This is a genomic window from Bacillus sp. AMCV2 (assembly GCF_056033925.1).
In genome coordinates, this window is record NZ_JBVYIB010000002.1 from 1,353,849 (window position 1) to 1,374,718 (window position 20,870).

General features: G+C 46.2%; 22 protein-coding genes, 1 riboswitch and 1 other annotated feature (1 of these 24 only partly in view). Of the genes, 18 read left to right on the plus strand and 4 right to left on the minus strand.

The features are described from left to right. Window positions 1–450: 450 nt before the first annotated feature. Window positions 451–1,809, minus strand: a complete 1,359-nt coding sequence (htrA, locus tag AC0OMA_RS07205; RefSeq protein ID WP_041344803.1) for a serine protease HtrA — start codon at window positions 1,807–1,809, stop codon at window positions 451–453. A gap of 168 nt (window positions 1,810–1,977) precedes the next feature. Here htrA and proG point away from each other — a divergent pair, with 168 nt between their 5' ends. The 10 genes from proG to AC0OMA_RS07255 all read left to right on the plus strand — a co-directional run bounded on the left by proG (window position 1,978) and on the right by AC0OMA_RS07255 (window position 12,357). Next, window positions 1,978–2,796: a pyrroline-5-carboxylate reductase ProG gene (gene proG, locus AC0OMA_RS07210; protein WP_474222006.1), complete on the plus strand. Its 819-nt coding sequence runs from the start codon at window positions 1,978–1,980 to the stop codon at window positions 2,794–2,796. Between the two features lie 128 nt (window positions 2,797–2,924). Next, entirely contained in the window at window positions 2,925–3,749 is an 825-nt protein-coding gene (dppA, locus tag AC0OMA_RS07215; RefSeq protein WP_014479576.1) for a D-aminopeptidase DppA, read from the plus strand. 16 nt (window positions 3,750–3,765) lie between these two features. Next, window positions 3,766–4,692, plus strand: coding sequence for a dipeptide ABC transporter permease DppB (gene dppB, locus AC0OMA_RS07220; protein WP_003245446.1), 927 nt, complete (start codon window positions 3,766–3,768; stop codon window positions 4,690–4,692). Between the two features lie 5 nt (window positions 4,693–4,697). Continuing rightward, the gene (gene dppC, locus AC0OMA_RS07225) at window positions 4,698–5,660 is read left to right on the plus strand and encodes a dipeptide ABC transporter permease DppC (protein ID WP_181218967.1); all 963 of its coding nucleotides are present in this window, start codon (window positions 4,698–4,700) and stop codon (window positions 5,658–5,660) included. A gap of 4 nt (window positions 5,661–5,664) precedes the next feature. Continuing rightward, window positions 5,665–6,672, plus strand: a complete 1,008-nt coding sequence (gene dppD / locus AC0OMA_RS07230) for a dipeptide ABC transporter ATP-binding subunit DppD (RefSeq protein ID WP_015715751.1) — start codon at window positions 5,665–5,667, stop codon at window positions 6,670–6,672. 2 nt (window positions 6,673–6,674) lie between these two features. Continuing rightward, window positions 6,675–8,324 carry a dipeptide ABC transporter substrate-binding protein DppE gene (gene dppE, locus AC0OMA_RS07235; RefSeq protein ID WP_474222427.1) on the plus strand — a complete coding sequence of 550 codons (1,650 nt, stop codon included), beginning with the start codon at window positions 6,675–6,677 and terminating at the stop codon, window positions 8,322–8,324. An 87-nt stretch (window positions 8,325–8,411) separates the two neighbouring features. Continuing rightward, window positions 8,412–9,371, plus strand: coding sequence for a S66 peptidase family protein (locus tag AC0OMA_RS07240; RefSeq protein WP_181218972.1), 960 nt, complete (start codon window positions 8,412–8,414; stop codon window positions 9,369–9,371). Then, window positions 9,368–10,468: an L-Ala-D/L-Glu epimerase gene (ykfB, locus tag AC0OMA_RS07245; protein WP_251187009.1), complete on the plus strand. Its 1,101-nt coding sequence runs from the start codon at window positions 9,368–9,370 to the stop codon at window positions 10,466–10,468. The genes AC0OMA_RS07240 and ykfB overlap by 4 nt, the downstream gene beginning before the upstream one ends. Next, window positions 10,465–11,355 (plus strand): gamma-D-glutamyl-L-lysine dipeptidyl-peptidase, encoded by an 891-nt coding sequence (eepC, locus tag AC0OMA_RS07250; RefSeq protein ID WP_015383461.1) that lies wholly within the window; start codon window positions 10,465–10,467, stop codon window positions 11,353–11,355. Before ykfB ends, eepC begins: the two co-directional genes overlap by 4 nt. A gap of 12 nt (window positions 11,356–11,367) precedes the next feature. Next, on the plus strand, window positions 11,368–12,357 hold the full coding sequence (locus tag AC0OMA_RS07255) for an ABC transporter ATP-binding protein (RefSeq protein ID WP_015483140.1): 990 nt from the start codon (window positions 11,368–11,370) through the stop codon (window positions 12,355–12,357). A 42-nt stretch (window positions 12,358–12,399) separates the two neighbouring features. Here AC0OMA_RS07255 and pgl read toward each other — a convergent pair whose 3' ends face one another. Both pgl and AC0OMA_RS07265 read right to left on the minus strand, forming a co-directional pair. Further along, window positions 12,400–13,449 carry a 6-phosphogluconolactonase gene (gene pgl, locus AC0OMA_RS07260; protein WP_015383463.1) on the minus strand — a complete coding sequence of 350 codons (1,050 nt, stop codon included), beginning with the start codon at window positions 13,447–13,449 and terminating at the stop codon, window positions 12,400–12,402. A gap of 89 nt (window positions 13,450–13,538) precedes the next feature. Beyond that, entirely contained in the window at window positions 13,539–14,399 is an 861-nt protein-coding gene (locus AC0OMA_RS07265) for a dimethylarginine dimethylaminohydrolase family protein (protein ID WP_015383464.1), read from the minus strand. Between the two features lie 159 nt (window positions 14,400–14,558). Here AC0OMA_RS07265 and AC0OMA_RS07270 point away from each other — a divergent pair, with 159 nt between their 5' ends. After that, entirely contained in the window at window positions 14,559–15,077 is a 519-nt protein-coding gene (locus AC0OMA_RS07270; protein WP_003232595.1) for an acyl-CoA thioesterase, read from the plus strand. Between the two features lie 227 nt (window positions 15,078–15,304). Next, window positions 15,305–16,516 (plus strand): NO-inducible flavohemoprotein, encoded by a 1,212-nt coding sequence (hmpA, locus tag AC0OMA_RS07275; protein WP_354667507.1) that lies wholly within the window; start codon window positions 15,305–15,307, stop codon window positions 16,514–16,516. Window positions 16,517–16,593: 77 nt separating this feature from the next. Here the strand turns inward: hmpA and AC0OMA_RS07280 are convergent, their stop codons facing one another. Then, window positions 16,594–16,818, minus strand: a complete 225-nt coding sequence (locus tag AC0OMA_RS07280; RefSeq protein ID WP_015252245.1) for a hypothetical protein — start codon at window positions 16,816–16,818, stop codon at window positions 16,594–16,596. Between the two features lie 147 nt (window positions 16,819–16,965). Between AC0OMA_RS07280 and AC0OMA_RS07285 the strand changes: the two genes are divergently transcribed. The 6 genes from AC0OMA_RS07285 (at window position 16,966) to purU (ending at window position 20,674) form a co-directional block, all read left to right on the plus strand. Next, window positions 16,966–17,697 carry a DUF421 domain-containing protein gene (locus AC0OMA_RS07285; protein WP_017695102.1) on the plus strand — a complete coding sequence of 244 codons (732 nt, stop codon included), beginning with the start codon at window positions 16,966–16,968 and terminating at the stop codon, window positions 17,695–17,697. 91 nt (window positions 17,698–17,788) lie between these two features. Further along, complete coding sequence (locus AC0OMA_RS07290) at window positions 17,789–18,316, plus strand: DinB family protein (protein ID WP_015483141.1); 528 nt, start codon at window positions 17,789–17,791, stop codon at window positions 18,314–18,316. Beyond that, window positions 18,306–18,824 carry a GNAT family N-acetyltransferase gene (locus tag AC0OMA_RS07295; RefSeq protein ID WP_015483142.1) on the plus strand — a complete coding sequence of 173 codons (519 nt, stop codon included), beginning with the start codon at window positions 18,306–18,308 and terminating at the stop codon, window positions 18,822–18,824. Before AC0OMA_RS07290 ends, AC0OMA_RS07295 begins: the two co-directional genes overlap by 11 nt. Window positions 18,825–18,856: 32 nt before the next feature. Continuing rightward, window positions 18,857–18,968: riboswitch (guanidine-I (ykkC/yxkD leader) on the plus strand. Between the two features lie 77 nt (window positions 18,969–19,045). Continuing rightward, complete coding sequence (ykkC, locus tag AC0OMA_RS07300; protein WP_015383469.1) at window positions 19,046–19,384, plus strand: multidrug efflux SMR transporter subunit YkkC; 339 nt, start codon at window positions 19,046–19,048, stop codon at window positions 19,382–19,384. Further along, complete coding sequence (gene ykkD, locus AC0OMA_RS07305; protein ID WP_014476583.1) at window positions 19,384–19,701, plus strand: multidrug efflux SMR transporter subunit YkkD; 318 nt, start codon at window positions 19,384–19,386, stop codon at window positions 19,699–19,701. The genes ykkC and ykkD overlap by 1 nt, the downstream gene beginning before the upstream one ends. 70 nt (window positions 19,702–19,771) lie before the next feature. Continuing rightward, window positions 19,772–20,674 carry a formyltetrahydrofolate deformylase gene (gene purU / locus AC0OMA_RS07310; RefSeq protein WP_015383471.1) on the plus strand — a complete coding sequence of 301 codons (903 nt, stop codon included), beginning with the start codon at window positions 19,772–19,774 and terminating at the stop codon, window positions 20,672–20,674. An 87-nt stretch (window positions 20,675–20,761) separates the two neighbouring features. Beyond that, window positions 20,762–20,870, plus strand: a binding site (T-box leader); it runs 102 nt beyond the window's last position.

Genomic DNA, 20,870 nt, shown 5'->3' on the forward strand with positions numbered 1-20,870 from the left:
GCTGATAGATATATGGAAATTGGGTAAAGAAGAGATTGTGAGCTTGTACTGCGGTTCAGTCATGCTGAAATAAAAACAGCAAAACTTAAAGATTTCGTCATCGGCTTTGCTGCATGTCAGCTGTTAGATTGGGGGGCTTTTAAGAAACGCATGATTAGAGCCGTACCAGTTATGTTTAATAGAATACTGGTACCCAATACAATTCCCCACGTCAACGTCGATTCAGAGAGAAGAAAGCTCAGCAAAAGAAAAGCCAATCCTGCGCAGATCATACTCAGTCCAACGGTTTTCATGTTCATGCCTCCTGGTAAACGATGTTTCTAGCATCTGATGAGAATGATGTCAATCTGTATGATATACGGATATCTCGTCTGAAAGTTTCATAGAGCAATTAGGTCTTTTATCTAATAAAAAGCCTCAGACCGCTTTTGCGGCCTGAGGCGTTATGTCTTACGAAGTTTTCTCTTCTTTTTGATCCAGTTTAATTTTTTTCGTCATTTCTTTGCCGTTTCTGAGAATTTTCACTTCAACGGTATCACCGATCTTTGCGTCTTTATATAAGATATTGCGCAATTCACTGCCTGTATCAATTTCTTTACCTTTTAGGCCGATGATAATATCCTCTGCTTTTAATCCGGCCTTTTCAGCAGGAGAGCCTGAAGCGACTTCACGGATGTAAACACCTTTATTCAGCTGGCTGCCGAACAGGCCGAGTGTGCCTTCTTGGTAATTTTGCGGCACTTGTTCTAGATCAAGCATGCTGACACCGATATATGGACGTTCAATTTGACCTTTTGACAGCAGTTCTTCAGCAATCGGTTTTACGTCATTGCTTGGAATGGCAAATCCGATACCCTCAACATCATCCTCACTGATTTTCATACTGTTAATGCCGACAATTTTGCCGTCTGTATTTAACAAAGGACCGCCGCTGTTACCGGGGTTAATTGCTGCGTCTGTCTGAATGACGTTAATGCTCGTTTCGCCGGCTGATGTAGACATTGAAACCGTTCTGTCCACGCCGCTTACAATTCCTTGTGTTACTGTGCGGGACAGATCTTTTCCAAGCGGATCCCCAATCGCAATAACGGTCTCGCCTGTTCTGAGATCAGATGAATCACCGAAGTTTGCCACTTTTGTGACGTGGTCATCACTGATTTGGAGGACGGCTAAATCAGTTAACGAGTCACTGCCTACCAGCTTTGCAGTAACCTCAGTGCCGTCATATAAAGATACCTTCAGTGATGATGCCCCTTCTACGACGTGGTTATTTGTAATGATATAAGCCTTGCCATTCTCTTTTTTGAAAATGACACCTGACCCTGAACCGCTTTCTGTATCTTCGCTGGAATCAGAAGAACTAGAGCCGAACAAAGAGCTGTTTGATTGTGCCTGAAGATTTGTAATACCGACAATCGCTGGTGAAAGGTCTTCTACCATATCTGAGATTTTAGAAGAGTCCTCGCTCTTGAATGCAGATGAGCTGCTTGAGCTTGATGAGCTTTTTTTAGATTCAGAGGAGGTGCTTGTTGCTGTAACAGATTGCGTTTGCTGCTGGCTGGATGATTGTTTTGCAGTGTCCTGAGAATCATGGTCGCCAAGCGGTGTAAACGTATAGATGCCAAGGGCAAGACTGCCGCCGATCACTCCGCCAAGCAACGGTCTGAACCATCCGAATCCTCGTTTTTTCTTCTCCTGATCATGAATGACATTGCGGGCCGAGTAGGAGGCGCTCTGATCGTTCTCTTTCGTTAAAAAGACCTCATTCTCATTACCTTTCGTTCTGTTTTCATCACGATAGTTATCCATCATGTTCACTCCGTTTCTCTATTTTCACATGTCTATTTATATTGATAGGTTTATGACTTGAGTTTATCATAAACAAAAACTGTGGGATAAAAATGAAAAGATTATGGGAAATTGTGAAAAAGTGCGGAAAACGGTACACTTCATATTGTATATGAAAGGACTGAGTCGATGGAACAGATTGGATTGATTGGATATGGCAGCATGGCGGATATGATCGCCAGACAGCTGTTGAAACATGATCAAATAAAAGAGAATGAGCTATTTATTGAGACGAGAACGAAGGGGGAGCGGCTGCGGGCACTCATGTCAGATTATCCAAACGTATCGGCTGATCCGTTGGAGAATTGGGCAAATACGTGCCAATTGATTTTGATATGCGTCCCGCCGCTCCATGTCATCGAAACAATGCGCCGTCTGCACCCGTATGTGAACAGAAATACTCACATCGTATCCATAGCTGCCGGTGTGCCGCTGCGTCTTTTGGAGGCAGAAACAGAAGCGGGTATCTCACGTGTTATTCCTGCCATTACGTCCGAAGCAGAAGCTGGCATCTCACTTGTCGTTCACAGTGAAGCACTGGCTGCGGAGAAGAAAGAGCATCTGAATGAATTGTTATCGGTTTTCAGCCGTGTACGAGAAATCAAAGAATCGAATGTTGATGCGGCCAGCAATTTAACGAGCTCGGCACCGGGATTCATAGCTGCAATCTTTGAAGAGCTGGCACTGTCTGCCGTCAGAAACAGCAGCCTGTCCAAAGAAGAAGCCTTTGATTTTCTGATTCATTCGCTATACGGAACTGGCAAGCTGCTGATCGAAAAAAATATGTCTTTCGAGGAGACGCTGGAACGTGTCGCAACCAAAGGCGGAATAACGGGAGAGGAAGCTGAGGTGATACGTGCCTCTGTGCCGGACGTTTTTGATGAGGTGTTTGAAAGAACCCTGAAAAAATATGAACTGCTTACAGAACTGGTTGGTAAACAGACATGAATCCTTGAAAAAGGATTCTTTTTTTATCACTGAGTGGTTGAGATTTTCCCCAGTTATATTGCATTTTTCCTCTTTTTTTAATATAATCTGTTAGAATATTCATAATTTAGTAAAAAAGGAGGAGCGTTATGAAATTGTACATGTCAGTAGATATGGAAGGTATTTCGGGTCTTCCGGACGATACCTTTGTGGATTCCGGCAAGCGGAATTATGAACGCGGACGGCTTATCATGACTGAAGAAGCCAACTACTGTATTGCTGAAGCATTTAACAGCGGGTGTACCGAGGTGCTGGTCAATGACAGTCATTCGAAGATGAATAATCTGATGGTTGAAAAGCTTCACCCTGAAGCAGACTTGATTTCTGGTGACGTCAAACCATTTTCAATGGTGGAGGGACTGGATGATACGTTTACAGGCGCTTTGTTTCTCGGTTATCATGCGAGAGCCTCGACTCCCGGTGTCATGTCACACAGCATGATTTTCGGCGTCCGTCATTTTTACATAAACGATCGGCCTGTCGGTGAGCTTGGATTAAATGCATACGTTGCCGGATATTATGATGTCCCGGTATTAATGGTAGCCGGGGATGACCGGGCGGCGAAGGAAGCAGAAGAGCTTATCCCGAACGTGACGACAGCCGCAGTCAAACAAACCATTTCAAGATCCGCAGTGAAGTGCTTGTCCCCTGCGAAAGCCGGACGGCTGTTGACAGAAAAAACCGCGTTTGCCCTGCAAAACAAGGACAAAGTCAAGCCGCTCACACCGCCTGACAGGCCAGTTCTGAGCATTGAATTCGCCAATTATGGCCAAGCAGAATGGGCGAATCTGATGCCGGGAACGGAAATCAAGACGGGAACTACAACCGTTCAATTTCAGGCGAAGGACATGCTTGAAGCCTATCAGGCGATGCTTGTCATGACTGAGCTTGCGATGCGGACATCATTCTGCTAAAGGGGTGTTTTAGGCTTTGGCGCGATACATGATAAAGCGTTTTTGGGCAATGGCAGCTACGATTTTGGTGATTACCACCCTGACTTTTGTTCTCATGAAGGTCATTCCTGGATCTCCTTTTAACGAGGAGAGAGGCACAAATGAAGCCGTTCAAAAAAATCTCGAAGCCTACTATCACTTAGACGATCCTCTCATTTTCCAATACATTTTCTACTTAAAATCCATCATTACATTCGATTTCGGACCTTCAATTAAAAAACCGTCGGACAGTGTAAATGATATGCTGGAACGCGGATTTCCCGTTTCCTTTGAGCTTGGGATGACAGCGATTGTCATTGCTGTGATTTCTGGGCTGGTGCTGGGCGTAATCGCTGCACTCCGCCGCAATGGCTTTTTGGACTACGCCGCGATGAGTCTTGCAGTACTCGGCATCTCCATCCCGAATTTTATTCTGGCAACATTGCTCATTCAGCAATTTGCTGTCAATCTCAAACTATTTCCTGCTGCCACATGGACGAGCCCGATTCATATGGTGCTTCCGACCGCAGCGCTTGCTGTAGGGCCAATGGCGATCATTGCCAGGCTGACACGGTCGAGCATGGTCGAAGTTCTGACACAGGATTATATCCGCACAGCAAAAGCAAAAGGGCTTTCTCCGTTCAAAATTATTGTAAAACACGCACTCAGAAATGCACTCATGCCCGTCATTACCGTCCTGGGCACACTCGTCGCCAGCATCTTAACAGGAAGTTTTGTCATTGAAAAAATCTTTGCCATTCCGGGAATGGGAAAATATTTTGTTGAAAGCATTAATCAGCGGGACTATCCCGTGATTATGGGAACGACCGTTTTTTACAGCGTCATTCTGATTATCATGCTGTTTTTGGTCGATTTGGCCTACGGTCTCTTAGACCCGCGCATTAAACTGCATAAGAAAGGGTGAAGCGTGTGAATCTCCCTGTACAAACGGATGAACGCCAGCTAGAACAGCACAATCAGGTGCCTGATGAGTGGTTTGTCTCGAATCAGGAAAAAAATCGGGAAGCCGATTCGGTCAAGCGGCCGAGTTTGTCATACACGCAGGATGCCTGGAGGAGGCTGAAGAAAAATAAATTAGCGATGGCCGGACTCTTTATTCTTTTATTTCTTTTTGTCATGGCAGTTATCGGGCCCTTTTTATCGCCCCATAGTGTCGTACGCCAATCGCTGACAGAACAAAATCTTCCGCCCTCAGCCGATCATTGGTTCGGCACCGATGAACTCGGCCGGGATGTGTTTACCCGAACATGGTATGGCGCGAGAATTTCGTTGTTTGTCGGCGTGATGGCAGCACTGATTGATTTTTTGATCGGTGTCATTTACGGAGGCGTTGCCGGCTATAAAGGCGGCAGGATTGACAGCATTATGATGCGGATTATCGAAGTGCTGTACGGACTGCCGTACCTGCTTGTTGTCATTTTGCTGATGGTGCTCATGGGACCGGGACTTGGCACTATTATTGTGGCGCTGACTGTGACCGGGTGGGTCGGCATGGCGAGAATTGTAAGAGGTCAGGTACTTCAGATTAAAAATTATGAATATGTACTCGCCTCGAAAACCTTTGGCGCGAAAACCTTTCGCATCATCCGGAAGAATTTGCTGCCGAATACTATGGGAGCGATCATCGTACAAATGACATTAACCGTACCTGCCGCTATATTCGCAGAATCATTTTTAAGCTTTCTCGGCCTCGGCATACAGGCTCCGTTTGCAAGTTGGGGCGTGATGGCGAATGACGGCCTGCCTACGATTTTGTCTGGGCATTGGTGGCGCCTGTTTTTTCCGGCCTTTTTCATATCTCTGACGATGTACGCGTTTAATGTGCTGGGGGACGGATTGCAGGATGCGCTTGACCCTAAGCTGAGGAGGTAGCTGTATGGAAAAAGTTCTGTCAGTCCAAAATCTGCACGTGTCTTTTACGACTTACGGCGGGACGGTTCAGGCGGTCAGAGGGGTGAGCTTTGATTTGTATCAAGGAGAAACCTTTGCGATCGTCGGCGAATCCGGCTGCGGCAAAAGCGTTACCTCCCAAAGCATCATGGGCCTGCTTCCGCCTTATTCGGCGAAGGTGACAGACGGCAGCATTCTATTTAAAAACAAAGACCTTTGCCGTCTCTCTGACAAAGAAATGAGAGGTATCAGGGGAGCCGACATTTCTATGATTTTTCAAGACCCGATGACGGCGTTAAACCCTACGCTGACTGTCGGCGACCAGCTGGGGGAAGCGCTATTGCGCCACAAAAAAATGAGCAAAAAAGCGGCACGGAAAGAGGTGCTTTCCATGCTGTCATTGGTTGGTATTCCAGATCCCGAAGAGCGCCTAAAGCAATATCCCCACCAATTCAGCGGCGGCATGAGACAGCGGATTGTCATTGCGATGGCGCTGATTTGCGAGCCTGACATCTTAATTGCGGATGAACCGACCACCGCCCTGGATGTAACCATTCAGGCACAGATTTTAGAGCTGTTTAAAGAGATTCAGAGAAAAACGAATGTGTCTGTCATTCTGATTACACATGATTTAGGGGTCGTTGCCCAGGTAGCTGACAGAGTCGCAGTCATGTATGCCGGGAAAATCGCGGAAATCGGCACGAGAAAAGATATTTTTTATCAGCCGCAGCACCCTTATACAAAAGGACTGCTGGCTTCTGTTCCGCGGCTGGATTTAGATGGCGCTGAGCTGATCCCAATCGACGGAACGCCGCCGGATTTATTTTCGCCTCCGCCGGGATGCCCGTTTGCCGCCCGCTGTCCGAACAGGATGGTTGTGTGTGACAGGGTGTACCCGGGCCAGACGATCAGATCTGACTCGCACACCGTCAACTGCTGGCTGCAGGATCAACGAGCAGAGCATGCGGTGCTGTCAGGGGATGCGAAGGATTGAACATGAAAAGGGGGAAGAGGATGAAACGAGTGAAAAAGCTATGGGGCATGGGTCTTGCATTAGGACTTTCGTTTGCGCTGATGGGGTGCACAGCAAATGAACAGGCCGGAAAAGAAGGCAGTCATGATAAGGCAAAAACCAGCGGAGAAAAGGTGCTGTATGTAAATAATGAAAATGAACCGACTTCATTCGATCCGCCGATCGGCTTTAATAATGTGTCATGGCAGCCGTTAAATAACATCATGGAGGGGCTGACGCGTCTTGGCAAAGATCATGAGCCCGAGCCGGCAATGGCGGAGAAGTGGTCTGTTTCGAAAGATAATAAAACTTACACATTTACGATTCGGGAAAATGCGAAATGGACAAACGGAGATCCTGTAACAGCCGGAGACTTCGAATACGCGTGGAAGCGGATGCTTGATCCGAAAAAAGGCGCTTCATCGGCATTCCTAGGTTATTTTATTGAAGGCGGCGAAGCATATAACAGCGGGAAAGGGAAAAAAGATGATGTGAAGGTGACGGCAAAGGATGATCGAACCCTTGAAGTTACACTGGAAGCACCGCAAAAATATTTTCTGAGCGTTGTGTCCAATCCTGCGTATTTTCCGGTAAATGAAAAGGTCGATAAAGACAATCCAAAGTGGTTTGCTGAGGCGGATACATTTGTCGGAAACGGCCCGTTTAAGCTGACGGAATGGAAGCATGATGACAGCATCACAATGGAGAAAAGCGACACGTATTGGGATAAAGATACAGTGAAGCTTGATAAGGTGAAATGGGCGATGGTCAGTGACAGAAATACAGATTACCAGATGTTTCAATCAGGGGAACTTGATACCGCTTATGTCCCTGCTGAGCTGAGTGATCAGCTGCTTGATCAGGATAACGTCAATATTGTTGACCAGGCGGGTCTCTATTTCTATCGATTTAATGTCAACATGGAGCCGTTTCAAAATGAAAACATCAGAAAAGCCTTTGCGATGGCTGTGGATCAAGAGGAAATTGTAAAGTACGTCACGAAAAATAATGAAAAACCGGCGCGTGCCTTTGTATCGCCTGGGTTTACGCAGCCTGACGGCAAAGATTTCCGTGAAGCAGGCGGAGACCTGATCAAGCCTAACGAAAGCAAAGCGAAGCAGCTGCTCGAAAAGGGCATGAAGGAAGAAAACTATAATAAGCTTCCTGCGATCACGCTTACTTACAGCACAAAGCCGGAGCATAAAAAGATTGCCGAAGCTATTCAGCAAAAATTGAAAAATAGCCTCGGAGTCGATGTGAAGTTGGCCAATATGGAATGGAACGTATTTTTGGAGGATCAAAAATCGCTGAAGTTCCAATTCTCTCAAAGCTCATTTTTGCCTGATTACGCGGACCCTATCAGTTTTCTGGAAGCCTTTCAAACGGGAAATTCGATGAACCGCACAGGCTGGGCCAATAAAGAATACGATCAGCTGATCAAACAGGCGAAAAATGAAGCCGATGAAAAAACACGGTTCTCTCTTATGCATCAAGCTGAAGAGCTGCTCATCAATGAAGCGCCGATCATTCCGGTTTATTTTTATAATCAGGTTCACCTGCAAAATGAACAAGTAAAGGGAATTGTCCGTCACCCTGTCGGCTATATCGATTTAAAATGGGCAGATAAAAACTGATGGCGGTGATTGAGGAAATACTGCTTCTTTATGCGAAGGAGCGGTATTTTTTCTCTTTCTTGCACGTATACGTAGGGTGCAGAGCAAATGAAAGGAGTGTTTTCGTTGAATTACAAGCCGAAAGCGCTGAAAAAGGGTGATACAGTCGGAGTGATCGCGCCCGCAAGTCCGCCGGATCCAAAAAAGCTTGACACCGCGCTTTTATTTTTAGAAGAGCTCGGTCTTCAGGTGAAGTTGGGCAAGGCGCTGAAAAATCAGCACGGCTATTTAGCGGGACAGGATGATGAGCGGCTGGCGGATCTCCATGAGATGTTTAGAGACGAGGAGGTAAAAGCGGTGTTGTGCGCATGCGGGGGTTTTGGGACAGGACGTATCGCCGCCGGCATTGATTTCAGCTTGATCCGCAAACACCCTAAAATTTTTTGGGGATACAGCGATATTACGTTTTTACATACTGCCATTCATCAAAACACAGGTCTTGTCACCTTCCATGGCCCGATGCTCAGCTCGGATATTGGCCTTGACGACGTTCACCCGCTGACAAAAGCGTCATATAAGCAGCTCTTCCAGGAGACGGAATTCACCTATACAGAAGAGCTTTCTCCGCTGACCGCGCTTGTTCCCGGCAAAGCGGAAGGCGAGCTTGTCGGGGGGAATCTGTCTTTGCTGACGTCTACACTGGGCACGCGATTTGAAATTGATACGAGAGGAAAGCTTCTGTTTATTGAAGATATTGATGAGGAGCCTTATCAAATCGACCGGATGCTGAATCAGCTGAAAATGGCGGGGAAGCTGACGGACGCGGCGGGAATTCTAGTTTGTGATTTTCACAATTGTGTCCCGGTGAAGCGAGAGAAGTCTCTCTCACTTGAGCAGGTGCTGGAAGACTATATTATTTCTGCGGGCAGGCCTGCTCTGAGAGGATTTAAAATCGGCCACTGCTCGCCAAGTATTGCCGTTCCGATCGGTGCGAAAGCTGCTATGAATACAGCAGAAAAAACAGTCGTAATAGAGGCGGGCGTTTCAGAAGGGGCGCTGAAGACATGAAAATCATTCGAATCGAAACAAGCCGAATCGCCGTTCCACTGACAAAGCCGTTTAAAACCGCGCTTCGCACTGTGTATACGGCTGAATCAGTCATAGTAAGGATTACTTATGACAGCGGTGCAGTCGGATGGGGAGAAGCACCCCCGACGTTAGTGATTACAGGAGACAGCATGGATAGCATTGAAAGTGCCATTCACCATGTGTTGAAACCGGCATTGCTTGGAAAAAGCCTGTCCGGCTGTGAGGCCATTCTGCACGACATCCAGCATCTTCTTACAGGAAATATGAGCGCGAAGGCTGCTGTAGAGATGGCGCTATACGACGGCTGGGCGCAGATGTGCGGGCTGCCGCTTTATCAAATGCTTGGCGGATACCGAGATACGCTGGAAACAGACTATACCGTCAGTGTCAACTCACCTGAAGAGATGGCAGCTGATGCCGAAAATTATCTCAAACAAGGCTTTCAAACGCTCAAAATAAAGGTCGGAAAAGATGATATTGCAACAGATATCGCCCGTATCCAGGAAATCAGAAAACGTGTCGGATCAGCTGTGAAACTGCGTTTAGACGCTAATCAGGGGTGGACGCCGAAGGAAGCGGTAACTGCCATTCGGAAAATGGAGGATGCGGGTCTAGGCATTGAGCTTGTCGAGCAGCCTGTCCATAAAGATGATCTCGCTGGGCTTAAAAAGGTGACAGATGCAACAGATACGCCGATTATGGCTGATGAAAGTGTTTTTACACCGCGCCAGGCGTTCGAAGTTCTGCAAACCCGGAGCGCAGACTTGATCAATATTAAATTGATGAAAGCGGGCGGCATCAGCGGAGCAGAGAAAATTAATGCCATGGCGGAGGCCTGCGGGGTGGAGTGTATGGTCGGCAGCATGATCGAAACGAAGCTGGGCATTACGGCCGCGGCGCATTTTGCGGCAAGCAAGAGAAACATCACACGCTTTGATTTTGACGCGCCGCTGATGCTGAAAACAGATGTATTCAAAGGCGGCATAACATATAGCGGCAGCACGATTTCGATGCCTGGCAAACCGGGTCTCGGAATCACCGGGGCTGCGCTTTTGAAAGGGGAAAAAGAGCAATGATGCACACTGTCATATCAGCAGTGGCCAACATCTGGACAGCGCCTGATTCACCGCGTCCGTCTGATCAATTCATGCTTCAACCGACTGTAATGATCAGAGACTGGCTGAAGCGCATGACGTATGATGAACGGCTTAGATTATGTACAGACAATGTAATCCAAACTCAGGTTCTCTTTGGCGAAAAGGTACTTGTGACAGCGGAACAGGGGGAATGGGTTTCTGTGATCGTGCCTAGCCAGCCATCCCGAAAGGATCCACGCGGATACCCAGGCTGGATGAAAAAGAACCAGCTGGAAAAAACAAAGCCCATCCATACACAACACGATGTGATGATCAGCAAACCTGCTGCCTTTTTGTACAGAAGCAATGGGGAAAAGGAGATCGAATTAAGCTTTTTGACGGTTCTCCCCTTCATTGCAAAAGAAAACGGATATTTTAAGGTTTCGACTGTTTTGGGAGAAAGGTTTGTGAAGCAAAGTGATGCAGTGCCTGTCAGCGAACAGAAAGGGACTGCTGAAGACATCATTCAAACGGGAGCTTTTTTTCTCGGACTTCCCTACCTATGGGGAGGAATCAGCGGGTTTGGGTTTGATTGCTCCGGTTTTATGTACAGTATATTTAAGGCGAATGGATACAGCATCCCCCGTGATGCGGGAGATCAGGCTAAGGCGGGGGAGGATGTCCTGCTTGATGATATGAAGGCTGGTGATCTGCTGTTTTTTGCTTATGAGGAAGGAAAAGGAGCGATTCATCACGTCGGTCTCTCCGTTGGCGGCGGGAAAATGCTGCATTCTCCAAAGACAGGGAAGTCAATCGAAATCCTCACATTAAAAGAGACAATCTATGAAAAAGAATTATGTGCGGTGCGCCGCTGTTTTTCAGAATAAGGAGGGAGACAAATGAGGCGACTGCCTTTGTTAGAGGTCAGCCAGCTGAAAATGCATTTTGACGCAGGGAAAAAGCGGACAGTCAAAGCCGTCGACGGGGTCACCTTTCAGATTCATGAAGGAGAAACGTTCGGGCTAGTCGGGGAATCAGGGTGCGGGAAATCAACCTTGGGGAGAGTGCTGATGCGCCTTTATCAGCCGACAGAAGGAAGCGTGACATACCGCGGCACAAATCTTCATGCACTGAGTGAAAAAGAGCAGTTTGCCTTCAACCGCAAACTGCAGATGATTTTTCAGGATCCTTATGCTTCATTGAACCCGCGCATGACCGTTCGAGAAATTATTTTGGAGCCGATGGAGATTCACAATCTCTACAATACCCATAAAGCGCGGCTTCTCGTCGTAGACGAGCTGCTTGAGGCAGTTGGGCTTCATCCCGATTTTGGCAGCCGTTATCCGCATGAATTCAGCGGCGGGCAAAGGCAAAGAATCGGGATTGCGAGAGCACTGTCGCTGAATCCTGAATTTATCGTGGCGGACGAACCGATTTCTGCTCTTGATGTCTCAGTCCAGGCACAGGTGGTCAACCTGCTGAAGCGGCTTCAAAAAGAGAAAGGGCTTACGTTTTTATTCATTGCCCATGATCTTTCGATGGTGAAGCATATCAGTGACAGGATCGGTGTTATGTACTTAGGACACATGATGGAAATTACAGAGAGCGGCACCTTGTATCGTGAACCGCTCCATCCCTATACAAAGGCGCTTTTGTCCTCGATTCCGATTCCAGATCCTGAATTGGAGGACAAGCGTGAGCGTATTCTCTTGAAAGGAGAGCTGCCGAGCCCGGTCAATCCGCCAAGCGGCTGCGTGTTTCGGACCCGCTGTCCGGAGGCGATGCCTGAATGTGGGGAATCTCGTCCCCAGCTTCAAGAAATCGAACCCGGCCGTTTTGTCGCTTGCCATTTGTATCGAAATGCTGAAACGAAGGAAAAAGTGAGATAAATAAAAAGAGTGGCTCCTTTTTACTAGAGCCACTCCATTTGTTTATAGTTGATGTAAAAACTTTACACAAACCGGGTAAGGGACAGAAACCGTTGATGGGAGGAGTGTCAATCGGCCGGTTTCTTTGTCTCTTTCAAACAAGACGAGGTTGCCTGTTTCTTCATTTGAAGCAACGAGGAACCCTTCCGTTGGGTCAAATACAAAGTCACGAGGCCAGTTGCCTTCAGTCGACACTCTTTCTACGAAAGCCAGCTCTCCTGAATATTGATTCACTTCAAATACGGCGATACTGTCATGGCCGCGGTTTGCGACATAAACAAAACGTCCGTCCTCTGTGACATGAATTGCGCTTCCCTGGCTGTTATCTGTAAAATCATCAGGGATGGCAGAAACGACTTGGATTTCTCTAAATTCGCCGGCTGTCGGGTTGTATTCAAGCGCAATCACTTCATTGCTTAATTCTGTCATGACATAAGCGTATTTTTCTTTCGGATGAAAAGCGATATGGCGAGGTCCTGCACCGGGGGCGAAGGAATGGCTTCCGGATTCAGTCAATACGCCGTCTTTCAGCTTATAGGTGTAGAGCTTATCTATACCTAAATCAACCGCTACCACATAATTGTGTTCAGGTGTGAACCCCGCGTAGTGTGTATGCGGTTTTTCTTGTCTTTCGTGCGGCCCTTTTCCTGTGTGAGCGGCCTCTGAAACAGGTGATTGCAAGCTGCCGTCTTCCTGAACCGGAAAAACGTGTACCTTCCCGCTGTGATAATTGGCAGTCAGGACGAATTGATTTTGATCATCAACGCTTACGTGGCATGGCGAAGGGCCATCAATTAACTGATGATTCAGAAATGTCAATTCGCCGCTGTTTTTATCGATTTGATAGGCAGCAACTCCGCCTTGGCCGTCTGCTTTTTCGATGGAATAAAGGATGGTGTTGTTTTTATTCGGCGCCACATATGTCGGGTTGCCCAGCTTAGCGGCCAGCTTTGGCTCGCTGAGTGCTTTTTTCTCAGTATCAAGCTCAAATGAATAAATTCCTTCGCTTCCGCCTTTTGTATATGTTCCCACATATCCTATGTATTTTGTCATGCGATTTCCCCCTTAAAAATGATGTCACCTCTATATTAACGTATCTTGATAAAATAAGCTGTTCAAAACATGAAAAAGGGGAAGTTTCTTCAATCGCCTCGAATCAGCGGCATTGTGCAGCACCTGAAGGAGCCGCCTGATTTAATAATTTCTGACAGGTCAATTTCGATAATGTGATAGCCTCTTTTCGATAGCTGTTGATTGACATGGCGGTTGCCAGGGAGACTGATGATCGTTTTTTTTCCGATTGAAAGGACGTTGGTGCCAAGCGTAAATTGTTCGTCCTCGGGCACCTCAATAAGATCATAACGTTTCGCCAGCATATCGGCTGCCGTTGGCTCAATGGCCTGTGGATAAATTAACGCTTCGCTTTCAGATACAATGTTAAATACGCAGTCCAAATGCAAAAATTTTTCATGAAGCTTCACTGGAACGATCGTATATTCAGAAAGTGCCTCTTCCAGCTGGCCGATAGCTGAAATGTCGGTGCGCTGGCTGATTCCGACATAGACAATGTCATCATCGATAATGACGTCTCCGCCTTCAATACTCGTATCAAGCATACGGGTGTAAGAGATACCTTGGCTGTGAAAAAAATCTTTTATAACGGCTTCTTCTCCTTGGCGAATCGGTTCAGTCATGCTCGACAGGAAGGCTTTCTCTCCGATGACAAATCCTATGTCCCTAGTAAAAACCTGTTCCGGGAGTCCGTCGCGAACGGGCAAAAGGACGACCTCAACGTTATGTGACCTAAGTGCCTCCACTAAGCGGCTGTGCTGGTCGTTGGCGGTTTTTACATGAATATTGTCATCTTCAAAATGTTTTTGTGTTTCGTTTATAACATCTTTTATGGTCATGTGCTCAGGTTTGCATAAGATCACTTTCTGAAGTGTGCCGTATTCCGTTCGGCATACTGTTTTGTGCTGAGATTTCGGGATGGATACGTCCATTTGTTTTTCCTCCTAAAGTGTGAAGAATACATTTATTATTCCCTCATCATGAAAATCATTAAACCATTTTAAATTTTAGACAAATGGAAGAGAATATTGTTTAATAGGAGAATATAAGTGCATTTAGCTAAAAGATCAGACATCAAAGGGGAGAAAGGTATGGAAACACCGGAAACAAGATTTTGTAAAGAGTCAAAGGTTGTAAAAACCAGCAGGGTGTTCCCGCTTGACACGAACAACCATAATACGCTGTTTGGCGGAAAATTAATGAGCTACATCGATGACATTGCCTCTATTTCCGCGGCGCGCCATTGCAGACGTGAAACCGTAACGGCTTCAATGGATTCTGTAGATTTTTTAAAACCGATTGGGCAAAAGGATTCTGTCTGCCTGGAGTCCTATGTGACATGGGTCGGCACATCTTCCATGGAAGTATTTGTAAAAGTTATTAAGGAGCATTTGATGACTGGCGAACGGGAACTCGCTGCCACATCCTTTTTGACATTTGTCGCATTAGATTCAAATGGCAAGCCGGTGCCTGTACCGAGGGTTGTACCGGAAACAGAAGAAGAAATCATGCTGCATAATACAGCTGTACAGCGTGCTAATGAACGTAAGAACCGCAAGAAACACAGCCAGGCGCTTGCAAATGCGCTCGGAACTGATAAGCCTTGGTGAACGTTAAACCCAAAACATAAGTTGTTTTGGGTTTTTTTTGTGCTTTTCAATGGTGATTATTACAATGGTTAGTCCGTTTTTGCTAGGGGATTCTATAAAAAAGCAACAAATGTCATGTTAAATTGATAATTTTGTGACAACTTTATTAAAGATTCATTTTAGATATATCTTTTATTCGTAAGATCATGTATTTTAAAGATATATTCTGAATACATCTTTTCGAAAGGATTGTTTATACAATGTTAGATAACAAAACAATCGAAATTATTAAAAGCACTGTACCCGTATTGCAACAGCATGGAGAAACAATCACTGGCCATTTTTACGATCGGATGTTTCAAGACCATCCAGAGCTTTTGAACATTTTTAATCAAACAAACCAAAAGAAAAAAACACAGCGAACTGCACTGGCAAATGCCGTTATTGCAGCTGCGGCAAACATTGACCAATTAGGAAACATCATTCCGGTTGTCAAACAAATCGGCCACAAGCACCGCAGTATCGGAATTAAGCCTGAGCACTACCCAATCGTCGGTAAATATTTGCTGATTGCCATTAAAGATGTATTGGGAGATGCTGCAACTCCTGACATTATGCAGGCATGGGAAAAAGCGTACGGAGTCATTGCTGACGCGTTCATCGGAATTGAAAAAGACATGTATGAACAGGCGGAAGAGCAAGCCGGCGGCTGGAAGGAGTATAAGCCATTCGTTATCGCAAAAAAAGAACGGGAAAGCAAAGAAATTACATCCTTCTATTTGAAACCGGAAGACGGCAAGCCGTTACCTGAATTCCAAGCAGGGCAATATATCAGCATCAAAGTGCGGATTCCTGATTCTGAATATACGCATATCCGCCAGTACAGCCTGTCTGATATGCCGGGAAAAGACTATTATCGAATTTCCGTGAAGAAGGATGGTGTCGTGTCTTCCTACTTACACGATGGGTTGCAGGAGGGAGATTCAATAGAGATCAGCGCACCGGCAGGGGACTTTGTTTTAGATCCTGCATCACAAAAAGATCTCGTTTTGATCAGTGCCGGAGTTGGTATTACACCAATGATCAGCATGCTGAAAACATCTGTTTCCAAACAGCCTGAACGGCAAATTCTGTTCATTCATGCGGCGAAAAACAGTGAATATCATGCATTGCGCCATGAAGTAGAAGAAGCAGCAAAACATTCTGCTGTTAAAACAGCATTTGTGTATCGCGAGCCGACAGAGGAAGACCATGCAGGTGATCTTCAATTTCATGAAGGGCAGATTGATCAGCAATTTCTCAAAGAACTGATTGCCAACACAGATGCGGATTACTATATTTGCGGTTCACCGTCGTTTATTACGGCAATGCATAAGCTTGTATCAGAGCTCGGATCAGCGCCGGAGTCTATCCATTACGAGCTATTCGGCCCGCAATTAAGTTTGGCGCAGTCCGTTTGAACACATACATGAAACTCTTCTCCTTTTTAGAGAAGAGTTTTTTATTGAGATATAAGAAGGTAGACAAGCGCCGGTTTCTACATCCGGACAATCACAGACCCGCCGCCATTTGTGCATACACGGTTTTGCTGTTCTTGCATTGTTCTCAGCAATTCATTGTTTACCTCAATCGCTCTAATTAGTTGCTCCATCCTTAGCTCCAAACCGGCCAGCCTGTCGATTGTTTGCTGCTGGTAGCCCTCGGGTTGGGGAGCCAATGGCAGATCAAAGGGCCAAAGGGTATTCGACTTCTGATTTTTCATATTGCGTATTGCACCTCCAATCGGTGTCACTTTCTATTATGTTATGTTCAGGCGATGTGCACGTTCGCCTATTTAGACCCTGATGCATAGAGGGCCTGCCACGGGGCACAATAGGCTCAATATAACCAGCGGATGGAGGTAAGATCGGTGTTATGGATGATATGGGTATTTTTACTGAAGCCAGTTATCGTATTTTCGATTGCGTATATTTTGTTTCGGCTTGCCGGTAAAAAAGCTGTGTCACAAATGAACAATTTTGATCTGCTTTTGACCTTCGCAATCGGAACCATTATCAGTGAGCCGATCCTTACATCCAAGCTGCCGATGTCTATTTATTATGCGGGTGCTTTTTTGGTGCTTTATCTTATCATGAGCAAGCTCTCTTTATCTAATAAATGGCGATGGCTCCTGGTCGTGAGCCCGACTGTCCTAATCCGAAACGGGGATATTGATGAACGCGGCCTTCGTAAAGAAAGGCTGACTGTTAATGAACTGCTCGGAAAGCTGAGGGAAAAGGGCTATGCCGACCCGGCTGACATTGATCTTGCTATCATTGAAGAAACGGGAGAAGTAAGCGTCATCCCGAAAGAGGAAGCGAGAGCGGTGCAGGTGCGGGATTTGAATATGGAAGCTGAACGGAACTTTATCCCGATTCCGCTCATACTGGATGGCGAAATCCTTGATCATAATTTGAAATATCTCCAAAAAAACCGATCCTGGCTGTTTGAGAAGCTTGAGGAAAAAGGGTACAGCCCTAAATTGCTGTCTTCGATCACCCTAGGCACGATGAATGCGCGAGGTGATATATCCCTTGATTTAAATACCTCTAATGATCCGCAGCATGATCCTTACTTATATAAACCGGGAAATAACAATTAAGATGGCTCTCTCTTGTAATGAGGGCTTTTTTCTTTTTTAAAGGAAATTTTTGTTTGGTGTCAAATGTACCTAGTTAGGAGGGGAACTGAACATGAAGGACTTATCCATACGAAACGACATGGCGCCAACGGTCAGTCTGCTGTATTCCGCAGTGGAAGAAAACAGTCTCCGTCTGGCTTCTATCGTAAGCCATATGACACACAGTGAACTTTACTATAAGGGGCGCTGCCAAACAAAAAACAGCACGGCTCAGCTTTTGCACCATATCACAAATGTTGATATCAGATGGGTCTGGCGTATCAAGGAAAATCGGATACCGGACCATATTGAACAGGCATACGGCCCGATTACAGATAAAAGCGGACGGCTGCCTGAACCGTTGAATCAGCCAGACTTAGATGAACTCCTGAAAAGACATCAGCATGTAGTAGACGAGCTGAAATCGGTATGCTTCACTTTAACTGAACATGCTTTGAACCAGCCGCTTTCCTTCGAAGGTGACACCGCGACGATACGATGGGGAATTTGGCATATGGCAGATCATAACCGCTATCATCAGGCACATATTGAAGCTCTCAAAAAAGAATGGAAGCAGGATGTGGCGAAGTATGAACGCTAAAACGAAGCTTGTGACCGATCGAATTCGTTTGCGCTGTATGGAAGATCAGGATCAAGCCACTTTGTTTGGGCTGCTTTTTAATGATCCTGACGTCATGAGATATTATTCCGGTTTAAAAGATAAGAGGCAAACCCGCGAGTGGGTCAATTGGAACCAACGAAATGAAAAAGGGTACGGCGTTAGTCTGTGGATCGCCGAAGATAAGCGGACAGGGGCGTTTTTGGGGCAATGCGGCATCGTTCCCCAGCAGATCGAAAATCAAACCGTAATGGAAATTGGCTATATGTTTGCCCGCCGCCATTGGGGGAACGGCTATGCGCAAGAAGCGGCTCGGGCTTGTCTGGACTATGGCTTTAACGAGCGGCAGTTCGGCAAAATGGCGGCTTTGATTGACCCGGGTAATAAAGCGTCCATACGGGTAGCGGAGAAAATCGGCATGCATTACAGCAAAACGATCAGAAAATGGAATAAACCGATCGCGGTATATGAAAGAAAATCTTACAATTGAAAGATAGAGCTGAGTTTAGTATGATGATATCATGTAAAGTTTTCTAGGGTTCCGCATGTCAATTGACATGGACTGGTCCGAGAGAAAACACATACGCGTAAATAGAAGCGCGTATGCACACGGAGGGAAAAAAGCCCGGGAGAGTCAATCTCATGTGAGACGACTGTCCGGGGTTTTTTTGTTTTCGGAGAATCTTAAAAGATAGAAAGGAATGACTCAAAATGAAATGGGGATTGGTCGTGCTTGCCGCTGTTTTCGAGGTTGTTTGGGTGATAGGCTTAAAGCACGCTGACTCAGCCTTAACATGGAGCGGCACTGCCATCGGCATCATATTCAGCTTTTATCTTCTAATAAAAGCAACTCACAGTCTGCCTGTTGGTACCGTATATGCCGTCTTTACCGGACTCGGCACAGCGGGAACAGTACTTAGTGAAATTGTTCTGTTTCATGAACCGGTTGGATGGCCGAAGCTATTGTTAATTGGCGTGCTCTTAATCGGTGTAATCGGATTGAAGCTTGTGACACAGGATGAGACAGAGGAAAAAGGAGGCGAGGCATAATGCTGCACTGGATCAGTTTATTGTGCGCGGGCTGTTTAGAAATGGCCGGCGTGGCCCTTATGAATCAATATGCGAAAGAAAAAAGCGTGAAATGGGTGCTGTTGATCATTGTTGGTTTTGCCGCTTCGTTTTCCTTGCTGTCGTACGCAATGGAAACCATTCCGATGGGAACGGCTTACGCGGTCTGGACAGGGATTGGCACCGCCGGCGGGGCGCTTGTCGGCATCCTCTTTTACAAGGAGCAGAAAGACGCCAAACGGATCTTCTTTATCGCGTTGATTTTATGCTCAGCGGTTGGTTTAAAAATTCTGTCATAAATTGATTTTTATCAAATCTTCAGTATAATGGATAAATAGTTTAGACTTACAAAGATAAGAGGGATTATTCATGAAATCATATATGACTCAGCGGTTGGACGAATACCGTGACGGAAATGAGGATAAAGGGCGGCTCTTGGTCAGCTGCCCCGATCAGCCGGGTATCGTCTCTGCCGTTTCCGCGTTTTTATTTGAACACGGTGCCAATATTATAGAATCAAATCAATATACGACAGACCCTGAAGGCGGCCGGTTTTTCCTGAGAATCGAATTCGACTGCGCGGGCATTCGTGAGAAAAAAGCATCTCTTCAGGCGGCGTTTGCCTCTGTTGCGGATAAATTCGACATGACATGGAGCTTAACTTTGGCAAGCGAACTGAAGCGTGTCGCTATTTTCGTTTCAAAGGAGCTCCACTGCCTGCATGAGCTGATTTGGGAATGGCAAACCGGCAACCTGATGGCGGAGATCGCTGTTGTCATCAGTAACCATGAGGAAGCGAGAGAGCTGGTTGAGCGCCTGAACATTCCATTCCACTATATGAAAGCGAACAAAGACATCAGAGCGGAAGTCGAAAAGAAGCAGCTTGAACTGCTGGAGCAGTACGATGTTGATGTCATCGTGCTCGCACGCTATATGCAGATTCTAACTCCTGATTTTGTTTCGGCTCATCCGAATCGCATCATCAATATCCACCATTCATTCCTGCCTGCTTTTATCGGTGCGAATCCGTACAAACGGGCTTACGAGCGCGGCGTGAAACTGATCGGTGCGACATCTCACTATGTGACAAACGATCTTGATGAAGGGCCGATCATTGAACAGGATATTGAGCGCGTGGACCACCGTGATAATACGGAAGCGCTGAAAAACATCGGAAGAACAATTGAACGCAGCGTGCTTGCCCGTGCTGTGAAATGGCATTTGGAAGACCGTGTCATCGTTCATGAAAATAAAACAATCGTCTTTAACTAGACTGCAAGAGGCCCGCGCAATGCGGGCTATTTTTGATGACAAAAAACCTTGACAAGTGTCTTTTTTCTTTGCATAATATAAAAAAATCATTGAGCGTTGAAGAGGATTAGTAAGCAGACCTTTCTGTGACAGAGAGCAAAATGAATCGCTGAAACATTTTGCCGCATGAAACCTGCCGAACCTGCCTTGGAGTCCT

Excerpts from the sequence above, each read along its gene's own strand:
- AC0OMA_RS07270 (WP_003232595.1), top strand. The coding sequence starts at position 14,559 with ATGGAAACACCGGAAACAAGATTTTGTAAAGAGTCAAAGGTTGTAAAA.
- pgl (WP_015383463.1), bottom strand. The coding sequence starts at position 13,449 with ATGACAAAATACATAGGATATGTGGGAACATATACAAAAGGCGGAAGC.
- AC0OMA_RS07290 (WP_015483141.1), top strand. The coding sequence starts at position 17,789 with ATGAAGGACTTATCCATACGAAACGACATGGCGCCAACGGTCAGTCTG.
- ykkC (WP_015383469.1), top strand. The coding sequence starts at position 19,046 with ATGAAATGGGGATTGGTCGTGCTTGCCGCTGTTTTCGAGGTTGTTTGG.
- dppD (WP_015715751.1), top strand. The coding sequence starts at position 5,665 with ATGGAAAAAGTTCTGTCAGTCCAAAATCTGCACGTGTCTTTTACGACT.
- ykfB (WP_251187009.1), top strand. The coding sequence starts at position 9,368 with ATGAAAATCATTCGAATCGAAACAAGCCGAATCGCCGTTCCACTGACA.
- dppA (WP_014479576.1), top strand. The coding sequence starts at position 2,925 with ATGAAATTGTACATGTCAGTAGATATGGAAGGTATTTCGGGTCTTCCG.
- htrA (WP_041344803.1), bottom strand. The coding sequence starts at position 1,809 with ATGGATAACTATCGTGATGAAAACAGAACGAAAGGTAATGAGAATGAG.
- purU (WP_015383471.1), top strand. The coding sequence starts at position 19,772 with ATGAAATCATATATGACTCAGCGGTTGGACGAATACCGTGACGGAAAT.
- AC0OMA_RS07295 (WP_015483142.1), top strand. The coding sequence starts at position 18,306 with ATGAACGCTAAAACGAAGCTTGTGACCGATCGAATTCGTTTGCGCTGT.
- AC0OMA_RS07255 (WP_015483140.1), top strand. The coding sequence starts at position 11,368 with ATGAGGCGACTGCCTTTGTTAGAGGTCAGCCAGCTGAAAATGCATTTT.
- AC0OMA_RS07280 (WP_015252245.1), bottom strand. The coding sequence starts at position 16,818 with ATGAAAAATCAGAAGTCGAATACCCTTTGGCCCTTTGATCTGCCATTG.
- ykkD (WP_014476583.1), top strand. The coding sequence starts at position 19,384 with ATGCTGCACTGGATCAGTTTATTGTGCGCGGGCTGTTTAGAAATGGCC.
- dppE (WP_474222427.1), top strand. The coding sequence starts at position 6,675 with ATGAAAAGGGGGAAGAGGATGAAACGAGTGAAAAAGCTATGGGGCATG.
- AC0OMA_RS07265 (WP_015383464.1), bottom strand. The coding sequence starts at position 14,399 with ATGGACGTATCCATCCCGAAATCTCAGCACAAAACAGTATGCCGAACG.
- eepC (WP_015383461.1), top strand. The coding sequence starts at position 10,465 with ATGATGCACACTGTCATATCAGCAGTGGCCAACATCTGGACAGCGCCT.
- proG (WP_474222006.1), top strand. The coding sequence starts at position 1,978 with ATGGAACAGATTGGATTGATTGGATATGGCAGCATGGCGGATATGATC.
- AC0OMA_RS07240 (WP_181218972.1), top strand. The coding sequence starts at position 8,412 with ATGAAAGGAGTGTTTTCGTTGAATTACAAGCCGAAAGCGCTGAAAAAG.